The organism is Microvirga puerhi, assembly GCF_020089865.1.
GTDB classification, from domain to species: Bacteria; Pseudomonadota; Alphaproteobacteria; order Rhizobiales; family Beijerinckiaceae; genus Microvirga; species Microvirga puerhi.
Window position 1 is genome coordinate 64,215 of the sequence record NZ_JAIRBM010000012.1, and the last position, 25,162, is coordinate 89,376.

Consider the following 25,162-nt stretch of genomic DNA (forward strand, 5'->3'; position numbering starts at 1 on the left):
CGGTCTTGAATACTCTAAAGGGCTGGCTCCATGACCCATTAAAGTCCCCTAAGCTCCTTTGAAACGGACGCTGTGGCCACAATTTGGTAGCGGTTGCGAACGGAATCGCGCGAATTTGACAGCATTAACGACGTTTTCGTGCGTTGTTGGGACTGAAATGGTATATTTTTTCCAAAACCTTTGAATCCAGGGAGGGACCGATTGACATTGAACGATCTTCCCACCTTAACTCTGTCGCAGAACGGCCATAATCCAGAGCCGTCTCAGAGGACTTTCATAATGAAGAAATCAGCTCTTCTTGCAGCTGTCTGCGTTCCGGCTTTCCTGGCGGCGGCTCCGCTGTCGGCCAAAACGCTGGTCTATTGCTCCGAAGGCAGCCCGGAGAACTTCTACCCCGGCGTCAACACCACCGGCACCTCGTTCGATGCCAGCACCCAGGTTTACAGCCGCATCGTCGAGTTCGAGCGCGGCGGCACGAAGGTCCAGCCCGGCCTCGCAGAAAAGTGGGACATTTCGCCGGATGGTCTCGTCTATACGTTCCACCTCCGCAAGGGCGTGAAGTGGCACAACACCAATAAGAACTTCAAGCCGACCCGGGACATGAACGCCGACGATATCGTGTTCATGTTCGAGCGGCAGTGGAAGCAGGATAACCCCTACTTCAAGGTCACGAGCCCGAACCACTCCTACTTTGACGATATGGGCATGCCCAAGCTGCTCAAGTCCGTGGAGAAGGTGGACGACTATACGGTCAAGGTGACCCTCAACCAGCCTGAGGCGCCCTTCCTGGCTGACCTGGCGATGGAGTTCGCGGCGGTCCAGTCCAAGGAATACGCCGACGCCATGCTGAAGGCCGGCACCCCTGAGAAGATCGACCAGGAGCCGATCGGCACCGGTCCGTTCTATCTGGTTCAGTATCAGAAGGACGCGATCATCCGTTACAAGGCCTTCCCCGAGTACTATGCCGGCAAGGCCAAGATCGACGATCTCGTCTTCTCGATCACCCCGGACGCTTCGGTCCGCTGGGCGAAGCTCCAGAAGGGCGAGTGCCATGTCATGCCGTATCCTAATCCGGCTGACCTCCAAGCCATGGAGAAGGATCCGAACGTCTCGATCCTTTCCCAGGCCGGCCTGAACATCGGCTATCTCGCCTACAATACCCAGAAGAAGCCCTTCGACGACCTCAAGGTCCGCAAGGCGATCAACATGGCCATGAACAAGAAGGCCATCGTCGAGGCGGTCTTCCTTGGCAGCGGCATCCCGGCCAAGAACCCGATTCCGCCGTCCATGTGGTCCTACAACGACACCATCAAGGACGACCCTTACGATCCGGAAGCGGCCAAGAAGCTCCTGGCCGAGGCCGGCTATCCGAACGGCTTCGAGACCGACCTCTGGGCCATGCCGGTCCAGCGTCCTTACAATCCGAATGCCAAGCGCATCGCCGAGCTGATGCAGGCCGATCTCGCCAAGGTTGGCGTGAAGGCCGAGATCAAGAGCTTCGAGTGGGGCGAGTATCGCAAGCGTATGCAGTCGGGCGAGCACCAGATGGGCATGCTGGGATGGACGGGCGACAACGGCGACCCGGACAACTTCCTGCATACACTTCTCGGCTGCGCCTCCGCACAGGGCAACGGATCGAACGTCGCGAAGTTCTGCTACAAGCCGTTTGATGATCTGGTGACCAAGGCGAAAGTGACGACGGACGTTGCCGAGCGCACCAAGCTCTATGAGCAGGCTCAGGTGATCTTCAAGGAACAGGCTCCTTGGTTCACGATCGCTCATGCCGTGCAGTTGAAGCCGGTGCGTAAGGAAGTCGTCGACTTCAAGCTTTCACCCTTTGGCCGTCACACGTTCTATGGCGTGGACATCAAGGGCAAGTAAGCTTTCACCATTCACCTCTGGCGGAGCGGCTGAAACGCCGCTCCGCCTTTTTACATTCAGACGATGCTGCGCTTCATCCTCACCCGCGTCAGCCTGATCATCCCGACCTTTATCGGGATCACGCTGCTCGCATTTTTCCTGATCCGCCTCGTACCAGGCGATCCGATTGAGACAATGGCTGGCGAGCGCGGCATCGATGCTGCGCGCCACGAACAACTGCGCAAAGAGTTCGGCTTCGACAAGCCGGTCATCGTGCAGTACGGCATTTACATTTCGCGCGTCCTCCAGGGTGATCTTGGCAAGTCCCTGATCACGCAAGCCCCCGTATGGGAAGAGTTCAAGTCACTCTTTCCGGCAACGGTGGAGTTGGCGCTCTGCGCGATTCTGTTTGCTCTGGTGATTGGACTACCTGCCGGCATGCTGGCGGCGATCCGACGAAATTCGATCTTCGATCATGGTGTCATGGGCATCTCGCTGGCCGGCTATTCCATGCCGATCTTCTGGTGGGGCCTGATCCTGATCCTTGTCTTCTCGGTGCAGCTCGACCTGACACCCGTCTCAGGCCGCATCGATGTTCTCTACTATATCGAGCCAGTCACGGGTCTGCTGCTGATCGACAGTCTCCTTTCCGGAGAAGAAGGGGCATTCGCTTCCGCTGTCGAGCACTTGATCCTTCCGACCATCGTGCTCGGAACGGTGCCTCTCGCTGTGATCGCCCGCATGACACGCTCGGCGATGCTTGAAGTACTGGGCGAGGACTATATCCGCACCGCCAAGGCTAAGGGCCTATCCCGCTTCCGGGTCGTTGCGCTGCATGCTCTGCGTAACGCGCTTATCCCGGTCGTGACCGTGATCGGTCTGCAGGTAGGCGTTCTTTTCACGGGCGCGATCCTGACAGAGACGATCTTCTCCTGGCCGGGCGTCGGCAAGTGGCTCATCGACGCCATCTTCCGCCGCGACTATCCCGTCCTGCAGGGCGGCGCCCTGCTCCTGGGCATCGTCGTGATGAGCGTGAACCTCATCGTCGACCTCGCCTATGGCCTCATCAATCCGCGCATCAGGCATCACCGATGACCGCAGAAACCATGGAAGCTCCGGCCGTCGCCGCACCGACGGCCACCCCGCCTCATCCCCTGCGCGAGTTCTGGGGATATTTCAGCGCCAACAAGGGTGCCGTCGCAGGTCTCATCGTCATCGTGCTGGTGGTGACCGTGGCACTTCTCGCCGACGTGCTGGCGCCGCACTCACCCTATGCGACCGATACATCGATCGCCCTCAAGCCTCCCTTCTGGCAGGAGGGGGGAAGCCTGTCCTATCCGCTCGGGACCGACCCTATTGGCCGTGATATCCTGTCACGGCTGATCTACGGATCACGCCTGTCGCTTTTGATCGGCATCGTGATCATCTCGATCTCGATTGTGCTCGGAACCGTGCTCGGCCTTGTCGCGGGCTTCACGCGGGGCTTGACCGAGATCTTCATCATGCGCCTGATGGATATCATCCTGACGCTGCCGAGCCTCTTGCTCGCCATCGTCATCGTGGCGGTTCTCGGCCCTGGCCTGATCAACTCGATGCTCGCCGTCGCGCTGGTGATCCTGCCGCATTACGTCCGCCTTGCGCGCGCGGCGGTCATCACCGAAACCTCCAAGGACTATGTGACTGCGGCCCGCGTCAGCGGCGCCGGCACGCTGCGCCTGATGTTCAAGGAAGTTCTGCCGAACTGTACTGCACCCCTGATCGTGCAGGCCTCGCTCGGCATATCGACTGCCATTCTCGATGCAGCAGCCCTCGGCTTCCTGGGCCTCGGAGCACAGCCCCCGGCCCCCGAATGGGGAACGATGCTGGCCGATGCCCGCGAGTTCGTGCTGCGCGCCTGGTGGGTCGTCACGTTCCCAGGTCTTGCGATCCTCATCACGGTGTTGGCCTTCAACCTCCTCGGCGACGGCCTTCGCGATGCCCTCGACCCCAAATTGAAGCGCTGATCATGGCTCTGCTCGAAATCGAAAATCTCTCGGTCGAATTTCCGACGCAAGGCGGCGTCATGCGCGCCGTGGACGGTGTCAGCCTCAAGCTGGAAGAAGGCGAGGTCCTGGGGGTCGTCGGCGAATCCGGCTCCGGAAAGAGTGTCACGATGCTGGCGCTCATGGGCCTCGTGCCATTTCCGGGTCGCGTGCGCGCGGACAAGCTGTCGTTCAACGGGCGCAACCTCCTGACGATCTCCGATCGTGAACGACGCAAGCTTACGGGCAAGGACGTCGCCATGATCTTTCAGGAGCCGACGACCAGCCTCAATCCATGCTTCACGATTGGATTCCAGCTGACTGAAACGTTGCGGCTTCATGAAGGAATGGACCGGAAGGCTGCCCGTCGTCGCGCAATCGAGCTGCTAGAGCAGGTCGGTATCCCATCACCGGAAAGCCGCCTCTCAGCGTTTCCGCATCAGCTCTCGGGCGGCATGAATCAACGCGTGATGATCGCCATGGCGATTGCCTGCAATCCCAAGCTTCTGATTGCCGACGAACCGACCACGGCTCTCGACGTCACCATCCAGGCTCAGATTCTCGATCTGCTGATCAACCTGCAGAAAGAGCGCAACATGGCGCTGGTAATGATCACGCACGATATGGGCGTCATTGCCGAGACGGCCAAGCGCATCATGGTCATGTATGCCGGGCAGATCATGGAGGAGCGCGCGGCTCAGGAACTTTTCGCAGCCCCGCAGCATCCCTACACCGCTGCCCTGCTCGCTGCCCTGCCGGAGAACAGCACGGGTGGCCGCCTATCGACGATTCCGGGTGTCGTGCCCGGCCTCTACGACAGGCCGAGAGGCTGCCTGTTCAGCCCACGTTGCGCCTATGCGACCGAACATTCGCGCAATGTTCGCCCCGAATTGCGACCCTGGGCCGGTGGACAGATTCGCTGCCACTATCCTCTCGGCGACGCGAGCCGTACGGCTCGCATCAACGCCGACCATCCTCTTGGTACGGAGGTCGCATCGTGAATACTCCCGTCGTTGAAGCCCGTGATCTGAAACGTGTTTACGAGGTCCGTCGCGGACTGTTCAAGGAACCGGGGCGTTTACAAGCCGTTGGTGGCGTTTCGTTCTCCATTGCATCTGGCAAGACTCTGGCCGTTGTCGGCGAATCCGGCTGCGGCAAATCTACGCTCGCGCGAATGGTGACGCTCATCGAGAAGCCGACGGAAGGGGCACTAACCCTCGACGGCATGGATGCAATTCATCCCCCAGCCGGGCGTGCAAAGGACCTGCGCCGCACGGTCCAGCTCGTATTCCAGAACCCTTACGGATCGCTCAATCCGCGCAAGAAGGTCGGAACCATTCTGGAAGAGCCGCTTGCGATCAACACCAGCCTGTCCGGTGCCGAGCGCACGGAGCGTGCACGTGCCATGATGGCGAAGGTCGGTCTTCGACCTGAGCATTATAGCCGTTATCCGCACATGTTCTCAGGCGGCCAACGCCAGCGCATTGCGATTGCGCGCGCACTCATGCTCTCCCCGAAGCTGGTCGTGGCGGACGAGCCGGTATCGGCGCTGGACGTTTCGATCCAGGCGCAAGTGCTCAATCTTCTCGCCGACCTGCAGCGGGAGATGGGCCTTGCCTACCTGTTCATTTCGCACGATCTGAGCGTCGTTCGCCACATCGCAGACGACGTGTTGGTGATGTATCTCGGCCACGCGGTCGAACAAGGGCCTAAGGAACGTATCTACGAGCGTCCCCTTCATCCTTATACCCAGGCTCTTCTGTCCTCGACTCCCGGCACGTCGGGTCAGAAGCGCAAGCGCATCGTTCTGAAGGGCGAACTGCCCTCGCCGCTCAATCCTCCAAAGGGTTGCGTGTTCTCGACACGCTGTCCTTATGTGACGGACCGGTGCAAGGTCGAGCGCCCGGCGCTGCGGCCTCTCGATGGACGCCTCGTGGCATGCCACTACGCAGAGAATTTTCTCCAAGACACTCAAGGCGCTGCGGCCTAAAAGTATCATCAAGCAGGAAGCGGCAGGCGATCCGGGCCTGTCGCCTCCTGCGATCTCGACTGAAGAGCAGCCGTCGTTTGGGGCTGCGTGCCCTTCTCTTCTCCCGCAGCATTCTTCACGCACAGAATAACGGCTTCTCGCAGGGACGACACGTAATAGTCGGCTCCCAGCGACGCCTGTCGAGATTGATTGGTCAGCACCGCATCGTCGACCGGCCATAGACCCACCAAAATAGGCACATCAGGCATTCGATTGCGGAGACGGCGCAGAAGATAGCGCAAATGCGCGGGAGTGCCCCCAATCTCCAGGTAGGACAGACAGATCATTTTCGCATTGGCCGTGTCGAGAGTGACGATTCCGGAGCGAGAAACAGCCTCGTATGGAACGTTGCGGGTACCTAACTTATGTTTGTTGAGCAATTGCGTGAGCATCGCGGTGGCAGCGTCATCGAGAGGACCGCGGCCAGCAATGCAGAGGATCGCGCCTTCCGCTTGCCATTCATCAGGAATCGGTAACACGGTCGATGGCACGCCTGTCACTGCCGGTTCCTTGTTCGTCGGCTTTTCACTCGCAGGAGATGCAATCGGCTCACCATCCGTTTCCTTTCGTTCCGGCTCTGTATCGTCATGCCCATCCAGGTCCTGAATGAGAGAGCGGATGACGTCCTTGACCTGATCGAGCTGGTGACCGGTGAGAACTCCTCGGCTCGCATCCCCGGCCGCGAGCTGTAGCCCCTTGAGAGCGACCTCGTCGTAATACGACGTCAGGGAGCGCTCCCTCAGCAATATCTCTGCCGATTCAAGCGACTCGTCCGGATCGCCCGCCAGCATGCGCTGATAGAGGTTCTCGGCGGGTGTCAGAGCAGGCCTGTCACCGAGAAGAACATCCAAAAATTCGAGTCGCTCGACGTGCCGACCGAGAACAACGAGACAAAGGGTGAGGGGGGTCGCGATCAGCAGCCCGATTGGGCCCCAGATCCAGGTCCAGAAGATCGCGGAAAGGACCACTGCAAATGGGGAAAGTCCCGTACTCTGTCCGTATACGACCGGCTCAATGGCATGCCCCATGAGAGGCTCGCCGATGAGGAACAGAGCGGCCGTCATCAGCGCCATGCTCCAGCCGGGATCGACAGCTGCCGCCAACATGATGGGAAAAGCCGCAGCGATGAAGGACCCAATATAGGGGACGAACCGCATCAACGCTGCAAAAACGCCCCAGAGCAGAGGACTGGGCACGCCGATCGCCCACAGGCCGAGAGCGACATAAACACCAAAAGATGTATTGAGCCCGAGTTGAATCAAGAAGTAGCGGCTGAGCCGCCGTGCTGCATCGTCCATGGCGACGGTCGTGCGATGCAGGTCGCTCGAACCGAAAAGGCGGATCATGCGGTCCCGTAGGTCCTCCCGCTGGAGGAGAATGAAAATCAGGACAACGAAGACGATGCCGGTCGTGGCCAGAGGCTGCAGCATAGGCACGAGGATGTTGCGCGCAAGTTCGACTGGCGTAGGCTCCGGCTGATGCACCTCAACCGGGAGCGGACCTGAACTGTCAGCCTCCTGGGGCGGAACGGGAGACGGTGGAGCGGCGGGTTTCTCTTCTGGCTTCTCCTGGACAGCGCGGTCGAACTCGCGCCCGACATTCTTGAGGATCGCCGGTATTCGGCCGAAAGAGCCTTCCCTTAGCGTTCCGAGTTTCTCTTTGATGGTGGACTGGTATCGAGGGAGGTCTGTCGCAAGACCCGCGAGCTGGAAGCCGATGATACCGCCCAAAGACAGGATGATGCCCAGCGCGACAAGAACCGCAATAATGACGGACGGAACCCGGCCGAGATGCCACCGCCGCATGATATCTACGAAGGGAGCGAGAACAAACGCTAGAAGAATCGCCAGCACGATCGGCAGGAAGACCTCCTGACCGATGTAAAGTGCAGCCAGGACGACGACGCCGACGATGAGTGTCATCAAGCCCGAAACCCCTGGAACGCCCGGAGGAGGCACCTCGGCTTGCGATGGCGGGGATGACGGGGCAGCTGCCATAGGATTTCGTTCTCCAGGCTGCGGGGAAGTTCCCGGCCTGTCCTACAACGCTCGGAACACCGGAACGATCCTTGGCCGTTTCAAGAGAGTTCCCTCGGTCCTTTGGGACCTTTTGCCATCTGCCGATGGGGTGGCCGCAGCACCATCTTTGACAAGTCAGGTCTTAGGAACTGCCTCCATCATAATCGGCGATGATCAGCAATTGTCCGCTTCACCTTCACCGTCTTTTGCCAAAGAGATGACGCAGCATGCTCCCTGGCCGGGAATGGAGAAATGAGCCTATGACCGTGACAAAGGCACGCCGCAGTTTTTCGAGTGGGGAAAAGGACATCGCGGTTGATGTGTTCGAACCGACGCGAAATATGCCGCGGCCCGCCATTGTCATGTTGCATGGAGCGGATGGGCTTGGCAGCAATGCCCGATACCACGAGGGCGCCATGGCCATCGCCGCGTCAGGGTATCAGGTTCATCTCGTCCATTACCTGGACAGGACCGGCGAGCGGCGCGCTTCCTTCTCGACTCTTTTTCAGAACTTTACGCCCTGGACGGAGACTGTGCAAGATGCGCTTGCCTGGGTCTCTGAGAGGGCCGAGATCGACCCGGGAAAGGTTGGCCTCATCGGCATTTCGCTCGGAGCGGCATTGGGGCTTTCGGTTGCGAGCGCCGACCCCCGTATTAAAGCGCTCGTCAGCTTCTTCGGGCCCCTACCGCAGGGCGCCATTAGTCACGATGCCCACCTTCCGCCGACTCTGATTTTGCATGGAGCGATGGATCCCATCGTACCTGTTGCCAACGCCTATGCCATCGAGGCCCTGCTGAGGCGGAAGGATGTTCCTCATGAAATCCAGATTTACGCGCGCGAGGGACACGGATTCCGAGGCAGAACGCAGCAGGATGCGGTCCGACGCGTTCTCACCTTCCTCCGTCAATATCTCGATCCGGCACCCATTACGTCAGGATCGCCCCTCTTTCCGCCGGCGACCGACATCGATAAAACTGAACTCTCATAACCGGGGAACCGACAAACGCCATGGCCTCATTGGAAGCGCTCCAGTCCGACAATCCGCTCCTCAAATCCTGGACGACACCCTTCGAACTTCCATCATTCGAAAGCATCGCCACCGGGCATTATCGTCCCGCCTTCGATATCGCTCTGGCCGAGCAGCAAGCCGAGATCACAGCAATTGCAGGGAGCGACGATGCTCCCACATTCGAGAACACGGTAGCCGCGCTCGAGCGCAGCGGAGCCGCGCTGAAACGCGTCGGCGGTGTTTTCTTTAATCTTACGGGCGCGCATACCAACGATGCCCTACAGGCCATCGAACGCGAAATGGCGCCCCTTCTCGCCAAGCATCGCAACAGCATCTTCATGAATGAGGCGTTGTTCCGTCGTGTAGATATGCTTCACCAGAGCAAGGACCATCTCGGCCTTTCCGCAGAGCAGTTACGTGTCCTCGATCGCTATCACACGATCTTCGTCCGCGCAGGAGCGCGCCTTGAAGAGGGCGACAAGAAGCGTCTCTCCGAGATCGTGGAGCGCTTGGCTACCCTCGGCACGCAGTTCTCCCAGAACGTGCTGGCTGATGAGAAGGCCTATCAACTCGTTCTTGAGACCGAGGAAGACCTTGCCGGGCTGCCGTCCTTCCTGCGCGAAGCCGCAGCACAGGCTGCCGAGGATAGAGGTCTGTCGGGAAAATACGTCATCACCCTGTCCCGCTCGAGCATCGAACCGTTTCTGCAATTCTCGAGCCGCCGCGATCTACGGGAACAGGCCTTCAAGGCCTGGGCGCGACGCGGAGAAGGTGGCGGAACAACCGACAACAAAGCGATCATCGCCGAGATGGTACGATTGCGCGTCGCGCGCGCGTCGCTCCTGGGCTACGAAACCTTTGCCGATTTCAAGCTCGCCGACACCATGGCGAAAACACCGCAAGCCGTTCTCTCTCTCCTTCAAGAGGTTTGGACACCGGCCCGGCGGCGCGCAATGGAGGAGCGCGACGATCTGCAGTCGCAAGCACAATCACGCGGCGACAATATCGTCATCGAGCCCTGGGACTGGCGCTATTACGCTGAACAAGTCCGCATCGCGAAACACAATCTCGATGAAGCTGCGATCAAACCGTATTTCCAGCTCGACCGAATCATAGAAGCGGCCTTCGAGACGGCACGGCGCCTCTTCGATCTATACTTCGAAGAGATCAGGGATTTCCCTCGCTATCATCCAGATATACGCGCCTGGAAAGTCACGAATTCGACCGGAGATTTCGTCGGCGTCTTTATTGGTGACTATTTCGCTCGATCATCGAAGCGCAGCGGTGCTTGGATGAGCGCTTTCCGGTCCCAGGAAAAGCTGATTGGAGATGTACGGCCCATTATCGTCAACGTCATGAACTTCTCGAAGGGCGGACGCGGAGAACCGTCTCTGCTGAGCTTCGACGATGCCAGGACTTTGTTCCACGAGTTCGGCCATGCGCTGCACGGCCTTCTCTCCAACGTCACGTATCCGCTGCTGGCCGGCACGAGCGTTTCAACCGATTTCGTAGAGCTTCCGTCGCAGCTCTACGAACATTGGCTGTCGCAACCGGATATTCTGCGTCGCTACGCGACGCATTACAAAACGGGAGAGCCGCTTCCTGAAGATCTCTTGGCGCGCCTCATGGAGGCGCGTAATTTCAACCAGGGTTTCGCAACGGTAGAATACCTCGCCTCCGCCTTCGTCGATATCGATCTGCATCGCCTCACGGATGTGGATAATTTCGATGCGGAAGCCTTCGAGCGAACATCGCTCGACAGGATCGAGATGCCGCGAGAGATCATCATGCGACACAGGACACCTCACTTCACGCATGTCTTCTCCGGCGATGGCTATTCGTCGGGCTATTACAGCTATCTGTGGTCGGAAGTTCTGGATGCGGATGCGTTCAATGCCTTCGAGGAAACCGGCGACGCTTTTAACGCCGATACGGCGGCGCGCTTAAAGCGCTACATTTATTCCGCCGGCAATTTGCGCGATCCGGCAGAGGCCTACAAGGCATTCCGTGGGCGTTTGCCGTCTCCGGACGCACTCCTGGTCAAGCGCGGCCTTGCTGCTCCTGTCACGAGCGAGACCTGAGACTCAGACAGCTGAAAGAATGCGGAGCCGTCTCTCTGGCGGCTTCGACTCAGGCATAGCGCGACGGCTTGCCGCAAGCGCCTTTTCAAGGGAAGCCTTGGCCGGATCGCGCGGACGCAGAACGCTCAGCAGGAAGGCAGCTCCCTCTGGATCCGTCTTCAAGGCGTTCGCGTCGAGCACCGGCATATCGGCTTTCCCCTTCTTTGCACTCGCTTACGAGTGCTTGATGGAACAACGGCCCGTTGAACGGCAAAGTTCCCTTAGAGAGAAGCAAACCGGAGTTCGCTGACCTGCCTGGAAACCAAACCGGGGGACAGAATACAGGCAGGAAAATGGGCGTTATTAGGGCCGTCCGGAAAACGTTGTGGCTCGAGACAAAGACCGGAGTGGCGTCCATAACGGGCGCCATTGAGGCCTTGGACTGGGATATCGATCATATGACCATCATAGAACTGCACGCCAGGCTCGGTGGTCCAGAGCTCCATTGAAAGACCTGCATTGAGGGATTGCAGCGTGGCTGCATGGGAAAGCTTCCCATCATTGCCTTTCAACACATAGTTGATGTCATAGGAAATGCGTCCCTGCTGAGGTTCAGCACCACCGATCGGACGCCGGGATCGAAAGTCGTAAGCTGATTCCGTCACGCTCTTGATCTCGCCGGTAGGAATGAGATCGGGCAATGTCGGCGTAACATAATCGGCTGCGATCATCAGGTAATGGGAGCGGATATCGGAACTACCGTCGAGATTAAAATAGCTGTGCGTCGTCAGGTTGACAGGCGTTGGATGATCGCAGGTGGCCTCAAGAGAAATCCTCACCGTAGCGCCGGCAAGAAGCGTGTAGGTGCAGGTCGCGACGAGGCGCCCTGGATATCCCATGTCACCACCTTCGGACACGAGCGCAAGCGTGACGCTCGCCGGCTGGCGATCGATCACTGTCCAAAGACGCGTCCCGAAGCCGCGCGATCCACCATGAAGCTGATTTCGGCCCTCGTTGGCATCAAGCTTGTAGGTCGTTCCATCCAGCGTGAACTGCGCCCCTCCGATCCGATTGGCATAGCGCCCGACGACCGCTCCGAAATACGGCGAATGGGCTTCATAATCCTCGATGGAATTAAGGCCGAGAACGACATGCTGTCGCCCTCGCGCCGTGGGGACGACGAGGTCCCGAATAACTGCACCCCACGTCAGGACCCGCATTTCGACGTCATCGGGCCCCGTCAGCACGATTTCCCAGACGTCTCCTTCGTCGACCGATCCAAAGCGACTGATCGTCATGCCCTATCCTTCAAAGACGTGCGCTTCGACGCCGTACGTTCCGGTCTCGACCATGTAGAGATGCCCGGCCATGGGATCTGTATGAGGATCGTGGCCGACGCTTGCCGTCGAAATGTAGAGCGCTTTAAGGTCTGGTCCGCCGAAGACGCAATTCGTCACCTGAGCGGTAGGAACCGGAATGACGAGTTCGGCACGCCCCTCGGGTGTAAAGCGCGTGATGCGCGACCCGCCCCAGTGACACACCCAGACGTGACCACGGTGATCAACCGTCATGCCATCGGGATGACCCCAGCCCTGCTCAAACTGGACGAAGATGCGGGGCGCACCAAGACGCCCCTGATCGAAGTCGAACGCATAAATCGTCCCCTTCGTGGTGTCCGTTGCATAAAGCGTCCGCCCGTCCGAACTGGAGGCCGGACCATTGGTGACGACGATGCCGTCGAGTAGGCGCGTAAGGTCCTTGCCATCCCAGCGCCAGAATGACCCGGAGGCTGCCTTCTCCTTGTCATCCATCGTGCCGAAGTAGATGGCGCCGTCTGGGCCGACATGGCCATCATTGATGCGATTATCGGGAAGATCCGGCTCCGGCGAAACAAGCAGAGTCGCCCGACCGCTCCTTAGGTCGAAACGGGCCAGACCCGACTTGAGGCCGACGACCGGAATCTCTGGATCACCGGTCAGAGCGATAAATCCGACGGCCTCCGGCGCCTGAACTCGCTCATGCTCTCCGGTTGCAGGCTGGTATCGCCAGATGCCTGGGTTCTTGATATCGACCCAGAGGACCGTGCTCGTCCGGTGATCCCAGATCACTCCCTCCCCGAGGGTGCAAGCACTCGGAATGGCCACATGGGGCACCTTCGGATAGACGATCGGATGGCTCATTCGCCCCCTCCTTCTGCATGATCGCGCGGCCCTTTCCCAAGGCCGTAACTCGGCCCGAGAGACCACGATTCAAGCCCCGGCCATCAACCTTCGGCGATCCGTGCGGCCAGTGCCACGAGGCTCGAATCAGATCCTGCCGGACCCAGAAGAGACAGCCCAAGGGGCGCCCCGTCCTTCCTGGCGAGAGGTAGCGAAACTTGAGGCAGTCCGGAGAGCACCGAAAGGCATTGAAGATTGAGCGCCTTGTTGCGGTAATCGTTCAGCGCCTCATCGCTGTCCGTCAAAAGAGGTGCAATGTCCGGCATGGTCGGCAGGACCAGGATCCCATCCGAGCCGAGCAAAGCCTTGAAGCGCTCGCGGAACACGCTGCGAATTCCCTGGGCCTCTGCCACCTGCCGATCGGTCACCGCGCGGGCAAATTCGAAGCGATCGGCAACGCCTGGTCCCAGCGGCGGCTTCAGGCGCTCGATCATAGGTCCATCGACGATCCAGGCCTCACGGGCCTGGATATACCGCATGGCCCAATAGAGAGCCGTGAAGCCCTCCGTCGCTACCTCGACCTCCTGAGATTCACCCAGGACAGTCTCTATCCTGCGGATAGCAGGCGCTAACGCGGACTGGACAGTGCTTTCCACGAGGCCGAATGCGTCCCGCGCCAGGAGAACCCGAGGCTGGCTCGGAAGGGGACCCGGATCGGCTCCAAGCAACACCTCGCCAACTCTTCGGAAAACCGCACCCTCGCGGGCGAAATAACCGCACGTATCGAAGGACGGCGCCAGATCGTGGCAATTCTCCAGGCTGACACGGCCATGGGTCGGACGGATGCCGAATAAGCCACAATGACTGGCGGGAGCGCGCACAGACCCACCCGTATCGGTGCCGAGGGCAAAATCGCAAAGCCCGTTCGAAACCGCGGCCGCCGAGCCGGATGAGGAGCCGCCAGGAATGCGATCTGGGGCACCTCCGTTCACCGGTGTCCCGAAATGGGCATTCTTGCCGCTCATGGAAAAGGCGAGCTCGTCGGTAATGGTCTTGCCAACGAACCGCGCCCCTGAATCGAGCAATCGGCGCACGATCGGGGCGGTTCGGGTCTTCACTCCAGACATGGCCAGCATCTGTGGAGAACCGGCACTGGTGGGATAGCCCGCAACATCGAACAGGTCCTTAACGGCAAAGCTGAGGCCGGCAAGCGGCCCCGTCACAGCGCTGGGCACGTCGACGGGCGGATAGGGCATGAAGGCCCGGGCAGGATCGTGATCGAGAAGCATGATGGCCTGAAGGAAGAGGACGGGGCAAAAGATTGGCATCGGCCCGAAGCTGGTGGCAAGGCATGAATCGCGTCCCGATATGCGATTGAGGCTTTCTTCCGAAACAGATTGGCCCTACACCCACGCTGGCCCTTCATTTGCAGGTGATGACAAATGGCGAAGACGTCGATGACCCGCTGGCTGGTTCTGGGATTGGGGCTGGCGCTTGCAGGCCCCGCCGCTCAGGCTCAGCCCGCCCCGATCAAGATCGGAGAGCTGAACTCCTACAGCAAATGGGCGGCATTTACCGTGCCCTATCGCCAGGGCTGGCAACTCGCACTCGACGAAATCAATGCCAAGGGCGGGGTGCTGGGACGGAAGATCGAGATCATTTCTCGCGATGACGGCGCCACGACCGGCGACACGACCCGCGTCGCTGATGAGTTGGTGACGCGCGAGGGCGTATCGTTCCTGTTCGGTTCGTTCCTGTCGAACGTGGGCGTTGCGATGGCGGACTACGCCAACCAGAAGAAGATCCTCTACATCGCTGCCGAGCCACTGACCGATGCCATCACCATGGCGCAGGGAAATCACTATACGTTCCGCGTTCGGCCAAGCAATTTCATGCAGGTCGGCATGCTGGTGGATCAGGCGAAGGCATCCGGTGCGAAGCGCTGGGCTATCGTGGCCCCCAACTATGAATACGGCCAGTCCGCGGCGGAAGTCTTCAAGCGGCTGATCAAGGAACGCGTCCCCGGCGCAGAGATCGTCGCCGAGCAATACCCGGCCCTTGGCAAGATCGAGGCGGGGGCAACCGTCTCCGCTATCGAGCAGGCAAAGCCGGACGGCATCTTCAACGTGACCTTCGGTCCCGACCTCACGCAGTTCGTCCGCGAAGGCAACGCCCGCGGCCTGTTCGAGGGCAAGTTCATCCTGTCTCTGCTGACCGGGGAGCCCGAGTGGCTTCTCCCGCTCAAGGACGAAATCCCGGAAGGGTGGACCGTCACGGGATATCCCTGGGACGAGATCAAGGACCCAAAACACAAGGCGTTCGTGGACGCCTACCAGACCAAATACAAGGACACGCCACGGCTCGGCTCTCTCCTCGGCTATATGGTCGTCAACATGATCCGTGACACGATCGAGCGCGCGGGCTCCGTGGAAACGGAGGCACTGATCAAGGCCTTCAAAGACGCCAAATTCGACACGGTCATCGGACCTGTGACCATGCGCGGCCTCGATCATCAATCCACCATGGGCGCCTGGGTCGGCAAGCTGGTCCTCAAAGGGACGCATGGCGGCATGACGGACTGGAAATACAACGATGGAGCATCGTTCATGCCGTCCGAAGCCGAGGCAAAGGCGGCCAGGAAGGACTGACGCATCCATGGCTTCGCGCGAGCTCTCCCTTCCGATATCGGGAGGGTAGCCCTCGATGGATCCGTCTTTTCTCGTCATTCAGGCGCTGAACGGGCTCGCCAGCGCCTCATCGCTGTTTATTACCGCCTGCGGCCTCACACTCGTCTTCGGCGTGACCCGGATCGTCAACTTCGCCCATGGCTCCCTTTATATGGTCGGAGCCTATACGGCGGCGACGCTCGTACCGAAGCTCCTCGATCTCTCCTATGGGCCAGTAGCATTCTGGGCGGGCCTCCTCATCGCGGCCATCGCAGTCGGCCTTATCGGCATTCTGCTGGAGGTCCTTCTGCTGCGACGCATCTATCGCGCGCCGGAACTCTTGCAGCTCCTTGCCACCTTCGGTGTCGTTCTGGTGTTCCAGGATCTCGTGGTGCAGATTTTCGGTCCTCAGGATATCTTGGGGCCGCGGGCCCCCGGTCTGCGTCAGCCGATCGAAATCCTCGGTCGGCGTTTCCCTTCCTATGAGCTTGTGCTGATCGCGGCGGGTCCGGTGGTTCTCGGGTCCATGTGGCTTTTGCTACGCAAGACGCGATTTGGCATCCTGATCCGAGCTGCGACGCAGGACCGGGACATGGTCGCCGCACTCGGCGTCAACCAAGCTCTTCTGTTTACGGCAACGCTGTTTCTCGGCGCTTTTTTAGCCGGCCTTGGCGGGGCGCTGCAGATCCCGCGCGTCGCGGCGAATACAGGCATGGACCTGTCGATCATCGCCGAATGCTTCGTCGTGACGGTCGTCGGAGGCATGGGAAGCATTCCAGGGGCATTTCTTGCAGCCCTCATCATCGGAGAGCTGCAAGCTTTCGGCATCCTGATCTTTCCCAAAAGCACCCTGGTCATCGTCTTCCTGCTCATGGCCTTCGTGCTCGCGGTGAAACCGAACGGCCTCTTCGGCCGCCCTGAGGCAGTTGGCGCATCACACGCCGTGGGAATTGCAAGTCGCGCCCCTTCCCGCTGGTCTGCGGTGATCGCCATCGTAGTTTTCGCTCTCTTTGCAGCCCTTCCGCTTATTGCCGATCCCTATCTCCTCAAAGTCGCGACCGAGATCCTGATCCTCGGCCTTTTCGCCTTCAGTCTCCAACTCCTGATCGGCGTCGGCGGCCTCGTGAGCTTTGGCCACGCCGCCTTTTTTGGATTGGGAGCATACGGAGCCGCTCTTGCCGTCAAATGGTTCGGAGCCTCCATGGAGGCTGCGATTCCACTTGGAGTCCTGCTTGCCGCCGCCGGCGGAGCGCTCATCGGCGCCTTCGTCGTGCGGTTGTCGGGAATCTACCTTGCCATGATGACGCTGGCAGCGGCTCAGATTCTGTACGCCGTCGCATTCCAATGGGTCGATGTCACGGGCGGAGACAATGGAATCGTCGGTGTCTGGCCCCCCGCATGGGCCGGGGCGCGGGAGGTTTACTATCTCGTCACCCTCACGATCACGGCGGGAGTTCTGGTTCTTCTGGCGCGTGCCGTCCACGCACCTTTCGGTTATTCCCTGCGGGCAGCCCGAGACTCCGAATCCCGTGCCGAGGCCATCGGCCTGCGCATTCGCTACCACCGCTGGACGGCATTCATCGTAGCCGGAGCCAGCGCGGGTCTTGCAGGTGGATTGTATGCCTTTTCCCGCGGTTCGGTCGATCCGAGCCTGCTTGGGATTCCGACCTCCGTCGATGCACTCACGATGCTGCTTCTCGGAGGAATCCAGACCCTGGCGGGACCGCTCCTCGGTGCGGCAGTGCTGCATGCCCTACGGGACTGGATCATGCCGCTGACGCACTTCTGGCGCTTGCTCCTGGGCCTGAGCATCATCACCATGGTGCTGGTATTTCCGCGCGGCCTTGTCGGCACACTTGCCCGCCGACGCGAGGAACGTGCATGACGCTGCTCAAGGTGGAGAGACTGACGAAGTCGTTTGGCGGCGTCGTCGCCGCGAGCGATGTTTCCTTGACGGTGCGGCGCGGCGAAATGGTTGCGCTCATAGGCCCCAACGGCGCCGGCAAATCGACTGTCTTCAACATGATCGGCGGGCAGTTGCAGCCAGACAGCGGCCATGTCTTGCTTGATGATGCCCCCATTACGCAGGCGACGGCGTCGGAGCGTTTTCGGAAGGGGATCGGCCGAACGTTCCAAGTCGCGCAAGCCTTCCTGTCGATGACAGTGCTGGAAAACGTGCAGATGGCTCTTCTCAGCCGCTACGGAGAAACCCGCGGTCTCTGGTCGCCGGTGAGGCCGTGTCACCGGGAGGAGGCTTTGGGACTTCTGACGCAGGTGGGCATGGAAGGAGTTGCCGACCGGCCAAGCGCAGAGCTGGCCTATGGCGATGTGAAACGAATGGAACTCGCCATCGCCTTGGCAGGCGATCCGAAGCTCATTCTCATGGATGAACCCACCGCAGGCATGGCTCCCGCCGAGCGCTCCGCTCTCATGGAGCTGACCGACTCCCTGGCTCGATCGCGCCACATGGGCGTGCTGTTCACCGAACACGACATGGATGTCGTCTTCGGTCACGCCGATCGGGTGCTCGTCCTCCTGCGCGGTCAGATTATCGCGACGGGAACGCCGGATGAAATCCGACGGGATCCGCGGGTCCGTGAGGCCTATCTCGGGGATACGCATGGACTGGCCCCCCTTACGGCGAGGCCTGCATGACCGGATTGCTTCTGGATGTGGAGAACCTGAAGGCCTCCTATGGTCGGGCCCAGGTTCTTTTCGGGCTCTCATTCCGGCTTCAGGCGGGTGAAATAACGGCGCTGATCGGCCGCAATGGCGCCGGCAAAACGACCACCCTGAAGGCCGTTCTCGGACTGGTGCCGGCAACTGCCGATCGCCTCCTGTTCAAGGATCGGTCCATTTTGGGCGTTCCCACCTACAAGATCGCCCGGCTGGGTCTCGGCTATGTCCCTGAGGACCGAAGAATTTTTACGGATTTGACGGTGGAGGAGAACCTCGAGGCTGGCCGGCGCTCCGGTGGCAGCGAGCGCGCTCCCTGGACTCCGGAGCGACTTTTCCGGCTTTTTCCCAATCTCGCTGCCATGAAGGGGCGGCGCGGCAACCAAATGTCCGGAGGCGAACAGCAGATGCTGTCCATCGCCCGGACTCTCATGGGCAATCCGGACGCCATTCTTCTCGACGAGCCGTCCGAGGGTATCGCACCGGTTCTTGTCCAGGCCATGGCCGAGGCCGTGCTTGCCATGAAGGCGGAGGGCGTGGCCATTCTCCTATCCGAGCAGAATTGGGCCTTTGCGGCCGCGGTCGCAGACAAGGCCTGCGTGATCGAGCGCGGGGAAATGCGCTTCGAAGGCGCCATGACCGACTTTCTCGGCAATGAGGCCTTGAGACTCCAGACACTCGGAGTGTGAGGGACCGGGGCGCTTCACAGGATCGATAAGAGCACTGCGGCGCTCAAAACGTTGACGGACGAGGCCAAAGGCCCGATATCCAGCCCATCCGGCGCAGACTGTGCCAATCTCCTTGTCCGTTATCTGAGGAATTTCCCGTTCATGGGCGTCATCCATGTGACCGATCGCTCCGGCCAGCGCCACACCCTTGAGGCCATCGAAGGCTGGCGGGTGATGGAGATCATCCGGGACTGGGGCCTGCCGATCGAGGGCCTGTGCGGCGGCGCATGCGAGTGCGCCACCTGCCATGTTTTCGTGGCAGAAGAATGGATTCCCAGAATCTATCCTCCGACGGAAGAGGAGGAGGACCAATTGGACACCGTCGTCACGCAGCCAACCTCCCGCCTTTCCTGCCAAATCCTCTGGACCTCCGAACTCGACGGCTTGGAAGTGACCTTGGCACCCACTGGGAGCTGACCCTCGCCACCCCGAACCCGCCTGCCGCATTGCCAAAAACGGGAGACCGTGCTTTTCGAAGGTCTCTCGAAGGAGCCTGTTCATGACCGACAATATCGAAACCGACGTCGTCATCATCGGTGCGGGGCCTGTGGGCCTCTTCGCCGTTTTCGAACTCGGGCTCCTCGACATCAAATGTCATCTCATCGACATCCTGCCGAAGGTAGGCGGCCAATGCGCCGAGCTCTATCCTGAAAAGCCGATCTACGACATTCCCGGCTTCCCGATGGTGACCGGGCAGGGCTTGGTCGATAACCTGATGGCCCAGATCGAGCCGTTTCATCCGACGTTCCATCTGAACGAGATGGTGGAAAGCATCGAGTCCCTGGGGACGGCCGAAGCTCCCCGATTCCGCGTGAGGACTTCGGAGAACAACACAACCTTCCTATGCAAGGCGATCGTGATCGCCGCAGGTGGCGGATCGTTTCAGCCGAAGAAGCCGCCGATCGACAATATCGAGGCCTATGAAGGCACCGGGGTCTTCTATGCCGTGCGTCACATGGAGATGTTCCGCGACAAGCGCATCTTAATCGTCGGCGGCGGAGACTCGGCTTTGGACTGGACGGTGAATCTTCAGCCGCGAGCCAAACGCCTCACGCTCCTGCATCGCCGCGACGCTTTCCGCGCTGCTCCCCATACTGTCGAGAAAATGCGCACTCTGGTGGCCGCCGGAGACATGGATCTTCACCTTGGCCAAGTGGTCGCCTTGAAGGGCGAGGCGCCTGTTCTCGAAGGCGTCATCATCAAGAAGGACGACGGATCGACAATCGATGTCGCTTGCGACGTGATGCTCCCCTTCTTTGGGCTCACCATGAAGCTCGGGCCTATCGCCGAGTGGGGCCTGAACCTTCACGAAAACCTTATTCCCGTGGATACCGAGAAGTTCGAAACCAGCGTGCCGGGCATCTTCGCCATCGGCGACATCAATACCTATCCGGGCAAACTGAAGCTCATCCTTTCCGGCTTCCATGAGGGTGCCCTCGCGGCCCAGAAAGTGCATCGCTACGTTTATCCTGAGAAGAAGTTGCTCTTCCAATACACCACCTCGTCGACGAGCCTGCAGAAGAAACTGGGTGTTGCAGCCTGATCAGAGCGATACCGGCGCAGCTTTCGCTTGCGCGGCGCGCCGGTTCCTGAAACTCTTTCCGCATCATGACGGACTCATCTGAACCAGCCCTTGGCCGTCGCGCCATGGCTATGCTCGACGAACTCGCTCGCTACAGCGACGATGCCGGGCGCCTGACGCGTCTCTACCTGTCGAAGGCTCACCGCGCAGCTGCAGAAGCCACACTAGAGCTGATGCAACGCGCGGGGCTTGATGCCCATATTGATCCGCTCGGATCCGTGATTGGCCGTATCGAGGGGACGGATCGAAACGCACCGGCACTCATGATCGGTTCGCATATCGATACCGTGATCGATGCCGGCCGCTACGACGGAACGCTCGGTGTCGTCTTAGGGATCGTTGCTGTCGAAGCGTTGCTGGAGGAAGGGATCGCTCCCGCATGTCCGATCGAAATCGTGGCGTTCGGCGATGAGGAGAATGCGCGCTTTCCGACGAATCTCTCCACATCCTACGCCTTGTCCGGCAAGTACAATCCGGACTGGCTCGACGGCGCCGATGAGCAGGGCACGACATTGCGAGATGCGTTGGCGCAGTTCGGAGGAGATCCATCGAACATCGCAAGCATCGCGCGTGATCCGAAGCGTTACCGGGGCTATCTCGAGGTCCATATCGAACAGGGACCGCAACTCGAAGCGGCAGGACTTCCGGTCGGCCTCGTCTCGGCCATCAACGGCGTCACGCGTGCCCGCGCGACAGTGATCGGCGAAGCGGGCCATGCGGGAACGGTGCCCATGTCCATGCGCCGCGATGCGCTCGCTGCAGCTGCGGAGATGATCGTTGCGGTAGAGCGAACGGGAGCCGTTCGAGCAGACACTGTCGCTACCGTCGGTGTCACGAAGGTCCAACCCGGCGCGATCAACGTCATTCCCGCTCGTGTCGACTTCACGATAGACGCCCGCGCACCGAACGATGCTGTGCGTCACGACATGGTAGCGGATATCCTCAACGAGTGCGAAGCCATCGCCGAGAAACGCGGCACGGCCTTCACCGTTGAGCCTTTCATGGACTCTCCTGCAACCCCGATGAACAAGGCGTTGCTGAGCCGCCTGGAAGAAGCCATCCTAGATGCCGGGATTGTCCCGCATGAGCTTGCCTCCGGTGCGGGTCACGATGCGGTTGCGATGGCAGAGCTTTGTCCGGTGGCGATGCTGTTCGTTCGCTGCAAGGGCGGGATCAGTCACAATCCCGCGGAATCGATTACCGTCGAGGACGCGGATGTGGCAGCGCGTGTTCTCCTCGCGACTGTGAGGAAGATCGCCTCTTGACCTACGAGCTCGAGCTCCTGTCCTCGCCGGATGAGTCCATTCACGATCTGATCCGCAGACACCTGCGTGAATTCAACCGCACGACCCTAGCTCCCGGTCTGCCGACGGAAGACCTTGCCATCGTGATCCGCGAGCCGGAGCATGGGGCAGTCCTAGGTGGGTTATGGGGGCGCACCGGTCGAGGATGGTTGTCCATCGAGCTGATCTTCGTGCCCGAAGATCTCCGCGGCAACGGCATCGGACCGCGATTGCTCATGATGGCCGAAGCAGAAGGGCTTCGGCGTGACTGTCATTCCGCGTGGCTCGACACGTTCAATCCCGACGCGGCCGTTCTGTACGAACGCCTGGGCTATGTGCGCTTCGGTGAGTTGAAGGATTTCCCTCCAGGGAACAGTCGCATCTTCCTTCAGAAGAAACTGAAGTAGGATCATCCAGGCGGGCCCGTCCAATCCTCGGAGAGGATGGCCCAGCGCTCGTGATCGCGCCATTCTCCGCCAATCTTGAGATAGCGCGGTGAATAGCCTTCCTGTCGAAAGCCGAGGCGCTTCACTAGTTCGCGGGAGGGTGCATTGCCAGGCTGTATATTGGCCTCTAGGCGGTGAAGCCCCTGTTGCTCGAAACCATGAGCTACGGCAAGACCGACGGCCTCGCGCATGAGCCCGTGTCCTTGCCAACCGATCATGCCGTAATAGCCGAGATACGCGCTCTGAAAGAGACCGCGAACGATCTCGTTGAGATTGACGACGCCGACAATCCGTCCACTGTCACGCTCGCGGGCGATGAAGCCGATCGAGCGCTCGCCATCGCTGCGTGAGAGATAAGCCTGAAAGCCTGCACTGTCTCGGCAGGGATAAACCCACGGTTCGTGCACAGCGATACTTGCGAGATTCGCTGCAATGAGTTCCGCACTATCCGCGGCAGAGACAGGCCTGATAACGACACGTGATTGCATTCTCAAACTGTCACCTTTCTGGAACCTTGGCCTGTTCATGCCGTTGTCGTCCGTCATCTTAACATATCGAAGGAACGGATTATGCGAGCCATTCTTCTCTCGGCTTTCGCTGCAACGCTTGGTATGGGATTCCTCGCTGCTCCCGAAGCACAGGCCCGTTTCAACGGCGTTCAGGTGCAAGCTCCTTCACTTGTGGAGGACGTCGCTTGCGTAACACGTCGGGTGCGGACAGTGCTTCCCAATGGGCGCGTCGTGTTTCGCACCGTTCGTGACTGCGGTGTGCGGCCAGGGTGGGGACGTCCGGGCCCGTGCCGCATGGTTCGTGAGCGGGTCGTTCGTCCGAACGGCAGAGTCGTTTTCCGTGAGGTCCGTCGCTGCTTCTGATGCCGCGGCTTCCAAGGGCCCGCTACGGCGGGCCCTTCTTTTCGTCATCTTCTATTCCAGAGCTCCAACGGCAGCTTCCACTGCTTCGACCACGGCGCCGGAGCGCACGAGATCAAGAGCCTGAACCATCTCTGCGGCATACCATCGGTCACCATCGAGTGCAGGTGGAATGACGGCGCGGATAGCATCCAAAGCGGCCTTCGAACCTTTTCCAAGCGAATAGTCTTTGGCTACGGGCTCGACGAGCGTCAGGGCCTGTGCCGCCATCAGCAACTCGACGGCGACGATCTGTTCGACGTTCTCGACGATGGTGCGTGCCTTTCGACCGCACCAAGTGGAGTTCGAGACATGATCCTCTGCGTTGGATTTGCCTGGGATCGAATCGACCGAGCCAGGCGTGGCCAAGCCCCGGTTCTCCATGACCAGCGCCGACATGGAGCATTGCACGGTGGCATAGCCTGTGTTCAGGCCACGCTTTCCAGCGAGCAGGTTGCGTGGCAATCCGTAGGACATCGTCGGATCGATCAACCGCGCAAGGCGGCGCTCGGAGATTGCGCCAAGATCGGCCATAGCGATAGCCAACACATCCATTGCCTGCGCTACGTACTGGCCATGGAAGTGCCCGCCCGAGATGGACACATAGCCCCCCTCCCCGTCATCGAAGATCAACGGATTATCGGTCGCCGAGTTGATCTCCGTGCCGATGATACGCTCCACATACGCCACGGCCTCAACGGCCGGCCCATGAACCTGCGGTGTGCAACGCAGCGAATACACGTCCTGAACGCGCGGCGACGCTGGCGCTCCGGGCTGGCGTGCCTCGTCCGGAAAGACGACATCTCGCGCGGCTTGAGAGCAACGCTTCGTATCCTCCAGGATCCGTAACAGGTTCCGCGCGACTCTGGCTTGGCCAGGATGAGGGCGAGCCTTGTGGACTCTCGGATCGAATGCTGCCAGCTCCCCCCGCATCGCTTCGAGCGATAGGCACATTGCGATATCGGCCTGTTTCAGAAGGCGTCTCGCGTCGTGCGTAGCAAGCGCGCCGAGCGCCAGCGACGTCGTTGAGCCGTTGATAAGTGCCGAAGCATCCTTGGCTCCCAAATCAAAGTCAGGATCAAAGCCCGCCTTCGCAATGGCGTCGCGCGCCGGCACCCGCCGATCCTTGTAGACCATCTCGGCTTCGGCAAAGCCACATACCGCACCCGCCATGTGAGCAAGCGGCGCCAAGTCGCCCGAGGCACCCACCGAACCCTTCTGCGGTATGACCGGATGCAGGCCGGCATTGAGGAAATCGAGCAGCCGCTCCACCAGCTCCACACGCGGGCCGGAATAGTTGGATGCGAACGCATTGGCGCGCAGAAGCATCATGGCCCGCGTCACGTCTTCCGGGAACGGCTCGCCGACTCCCGTGGCATGGGCGTAAACGGTCTTGCGTTGATAGGCCGCCATGTCGGCGATCAGGACACGCTGGTCCTTGAACAGTCCTACGCCCGTGTTGAAAGCGTACATCAGCGGAGCGTCGTCACGCATCCAATGGCGGTCGATATAGTTCCGTGTGGCGGCGATCCGCTCCCGTGCCTGGGGATGGAGAACCGCCTTCTCGAAGCGCCCCTTCCCGTTGCGGCGCGCCACGTGCACCACATCGCTGATCTTGAGCTTAGCTCCGTCGACCTTGACCGTCATGCCAATTCCTCGCGTTTCTACGAGGCATAGCGGTGCCATCCGTCAGGCGCAACAGCAAGGGCCCGCCCG

The 25,162-nt window shown here is 60.2% G+C and carries 22 protein-coding genes; 15 read left to right on the forward strand and 7 right to left on the reverse strand.

Translation table 11 applies throughout. The features are described from left to right. Window positions 1–279 precede the first annotated feature (279 nt). The 5 genes from K9B37_RS16010 (at window position 280) to K9B37_RS16030 (ending at window position 5,871) form a co-directional block, all read left to right on the forward strand. Window positions 280–1,881 (forward strand): ABC transporter substrate-binding protein, encoded by a 1,602-nt coding sequence (locus K9B37_RS16010; protein ID WP_224314504.1) that lies wholly within the window; start codon window positions 280–282, stop codon window positions 1,879–1,881. Window positions 1,882–1,944: 63 nt separating this feature from the next. After that, window positions 1,945–2,955 carry an ABC transporter permease subunit gene (locus K9B37_RS16015; RefSeq protein WP_224314506.1) on the forward strand — a complete coding sequence of 337 codons (1,011 nt, stop codon included), beginning with the start codon at window positions 1,945–1,947 and terminating at the stop codon, window positions 2,953–2,955. Next, window positions 2,952–3,863 carry an ABC transporter permease subunit gene (locus K9B37_RS16020; RefSeq protein ID WP_224314508.1) on the forward strand — a complete coding sequence of 304 codons (912 nt, stop codon included), beginning with the start codon at window positions 2,952–2,954 and terminating at the stop codon, window positions 3,861–3,863. Before K9B37_RS16015 ends, K9B37_RS16020 begins: the two co-directional genes overlap by 4 nt. Window positions 3,864–3,865: 2 nt before the next feature. Next, window positions 3,866–4,882 (forward strand): ABC transporter ATP-binding protein, encoded by a 1,017-nt coding sequence (locus K9B37_RS16025; protein WP_224314510.1) that lies wholly within the window; start codon window positions 3,866–3,868, stop codon window positions 4,880–4,882. Further along, a complete protein-coding gene (locus K9B37_RS16030; RefSeq protein WP_224314512.1) occupies window positions 4,879–5,871 on the forward strand; it encodes a peptide ABC transporter ATP-binding protein in 993 nt (330 codons plus the stop codon). The genes K9B37_RS16025 and K9B37_RS16030 overlap by 4 nt, the downstream gene beginning before the upstream one ends. Window positions 5,872–5,879: 8 nt before the next feature. Here K9B37_RS16030 and K9B37_RS16035 read toward each other — a convergent pair whose 3' ends face one another. Next, on the reverse strand, window positions 5,880–7,907 hold the full coding sequence (locus K9B37_RS16035; RefSeq protein WP_439651739.1) for an AI-2E family transporter: 2,028 nt from the start codon (window positions 7,905–7,907) through the stop codon (window positions 5,880–5,882). A gap of 281 nt (window positions 7,908–8,188) precedes the next feature. On the opposite strand from K9B37_RS16035, the gene K9B37_RS16040 reads away from it, so the two are divergent. Both K9B37_RS16040 and K9B37_RS16045 read left to right on the forward strand, forming a co-directional pair. Next, window positions 8,189–8,917, forward strand: a complete 729-nt coding sequence (locus tag K9B37_RS16040) for a dienelactone hydrolase family protein (protein WP_224314516.1) — start codon at window positions 8,189–8,191, stop codon at window positions 8,915–8,917. Window positions 8,918–8,937: 20 nt separating this feature from the next. After that, entirely contained in the window at window positions 8,938–11,019 is a 2,082-nt protein-coding gene (locus K9B37_RS16045) for a M3 family metallopeptidase (protein ID WP_224314518.1), read from the forward strand. Window positions 11,020–11,022: 3 nt separating this feature from the next. Here K9B37_RS16045 and K9B37_RS16050 read toward each other — a convergent pair whose 3' ends face one another. The 4 genes from K9B37_RS16050 to K9B37_RS16065 form a co-directional block, all read right to left on the reverse strand. Continuing rightward, entirely contained in the window at window positions 11,023–11,205 is a 183-nt protein-coding gene (locus K9B37_RS16050; protein WP_224314520.1) for a hypothetical protein, read from the reverse strand. 74 nt (window positions 11,206–11,279) lie between these two features. Then, window positions 11,280–12,296: an aldose epimerase family protein gene (locus K9B37_RS16055; protein ID WP_224314522.1), complete on the reverse strand. Its 1,017-nt coding sequence runs from the start codon at window positions 12,294–12,296 to the stop codon at window positions 11,280–11,282. 3 nt (window positions 12,297–12,299) lie between these two features. Continuing rightward, the gene (locus K9B37_RS16060) at window positions 12,300–13,178 is read right to left on the reverse strand and encodes an SMP-30/gluconolactonase/LRE family protein (protein WP_224314524.1); all 879 of its coding nucleotides are present in this window, start codon (window positions 13,176–13,178) and stop codon (window positions 12,300–12,302) included. Between the two features lie 83 nt (window positions 13,179–13,261). Continuing rightward, window positions 13,262–14,446 carry an amidase gene (locus tag K9B37_RS16065; protein ID WP_224314526.1) on the reverse strand — a complete coding sequence of 395 codons (1,185 nt, stop codon included), beginning with the start codon at window positions 14,444–14,446 and terminating at the stop codon, window positions 13,262–13,264. A gap of 153 nt (window positions 14,447–14,599) precedes the next feature. Here K9B37_RS16065 and K9B37_RS16070 point away from each other — a divergent pair, with 153 nt between their 5' ends. From K9B37_RS16070 to K9B37_RS16105, 8 genes are all read left to right on the forward strand, one after another. Beyond that, window positions 14,600–15,805, forward strand: coding sequence for an ABC transporter substrate-binding protein (locus K9B37_RS16070; RefSeq protein ID WP_224314528.1), 1,206 nt, complete (start codon window positions 14,600–14,602; stop codon window positions 15,803–15,805). Window positions 15,806–15,860: 55 nt separating this feature from the next. Continuing rightward, window positions 15,861–17,708: an ABC transporter permease gene (locus K9B37_RS16075; protein ID WP_224314530.1), complete on the forward strand. Its 1,848-nt coding sequence runs from the start codon at window positions 15,861–15,863 to the stop codon at window positions 17,706–17,708. Beyond that, complete coding sequence (locus K9B37_RS16080; RefSeq protein ID WP_224314532.1) at window positions 17,705–18,478, forward strand: ABC transporter ATP-binding protein; 774 nt, start codon at window positions 17,705–17,707, stop codon at window positions 18,476–18,478. The genes K9B37_RS16075 and K9B37_RS16080 overlap by 4 nt, the downstream gene beginning before the upstream one ends. Before the next feature lie 5 nt (window positions 18,479–18,483). Next, on the forward strand, window positions 18,484–19,188 hold the full coding sequence (locus K9B37_RS16085; protein WP_224314612.1) for an ABC transporter ATP-binding protein: 705 nt from the start codon (window positions 18,484–18,486) through the stop codon (window positions 19,186–19,188). Between the two features lie 141 nt (window positions 19,189–19,329). Beyond that, window positions 19,330–19,644: a 2Fe-2S iron-sulfur cluster-binding protein gene (locus tag K9B37_RS16090; protein WP_224314534.1), complete on the forward strand. Its 315-nt coding sequence runs from the start codon at window positions 19,330–19,332 to the stop codon at window positions 19,642–19,644. Between the two features lie 82 nt (window positions 19,645–19,726). Continuing rightward, window positions 19,727–20,770, forward strand: a complete 1,044-nt coding sequence (locus K9B37_RS16095) for an NAD(P)/FAD-dependent oxidoreductase (protein WP_224314536.1) — start codon at window positions 19,727–19,729, stop codon at window positions 20,768–20,770. Window positions 20,771–20,835: 65 nt separating this feature from the next. Then, window positions 20,836–22,074 carry an allantoate amidohydrolase gene (locus K9B37_RS16100; protein WP_224314538.1) on the forward strand — a complete coding sequence of 413 codons (1,239 nt, stop codon included), beginning with the start codon at window positions 20,836–20,838 and terminating at the stop codon, window positions 22,072–22,074. Continuing rightward, window positions 22,071–22,499 (forward strand): GNAT family N-acetyltransferase, encoded by a 429-nt coding sequence (locus K9B37_RS16105; RefSeq protein ID WP_224314540.1) that lies wholly within the window; start codon window positions 22,071–22,073, stop codon window positions 22,497–22,499. Before K9B37_RS16100 ends, K9B37_RS16105 begins: the two co-directional genes overlap by 4 nt. Before the next feature lie 2 nt (window positions 22,500–22,501). On the opposite strand, the gene K9B37_RS16110 is transcribed toward K9B37_RS16105, so the two are convergent. Continuing rightward, window positions 22,502–23,026 carry a GNAT family N-acetyltransferase gene (locus K9B37_RS16110; protein WP_224314542.1) on the reverse strand — a complete coding sequence of 175 codons (525 nt, stop codon included), beginning with the start codon at window positions 23,024–23,026 and terminating at the stop codon, window positions 22,502–22,504. 435 nt (window positions 23,027–23,461) lie between these two features. Beyond that, window positions 23,462–25,093 (reverse strand): HAL/PAL/TAL family ammonia-lyase, encoded by a 1,632-nt coding sequence (locus K9B37_RS16115; RefSeq protein WP_224314543.1) that lies wholly within the window; start codon window positions 25,091–25,093, stop codon window positions 23,462–23,464. Between the last annotated feature and the right edge of the window lie 69 nt (window positions 25,094–25,162).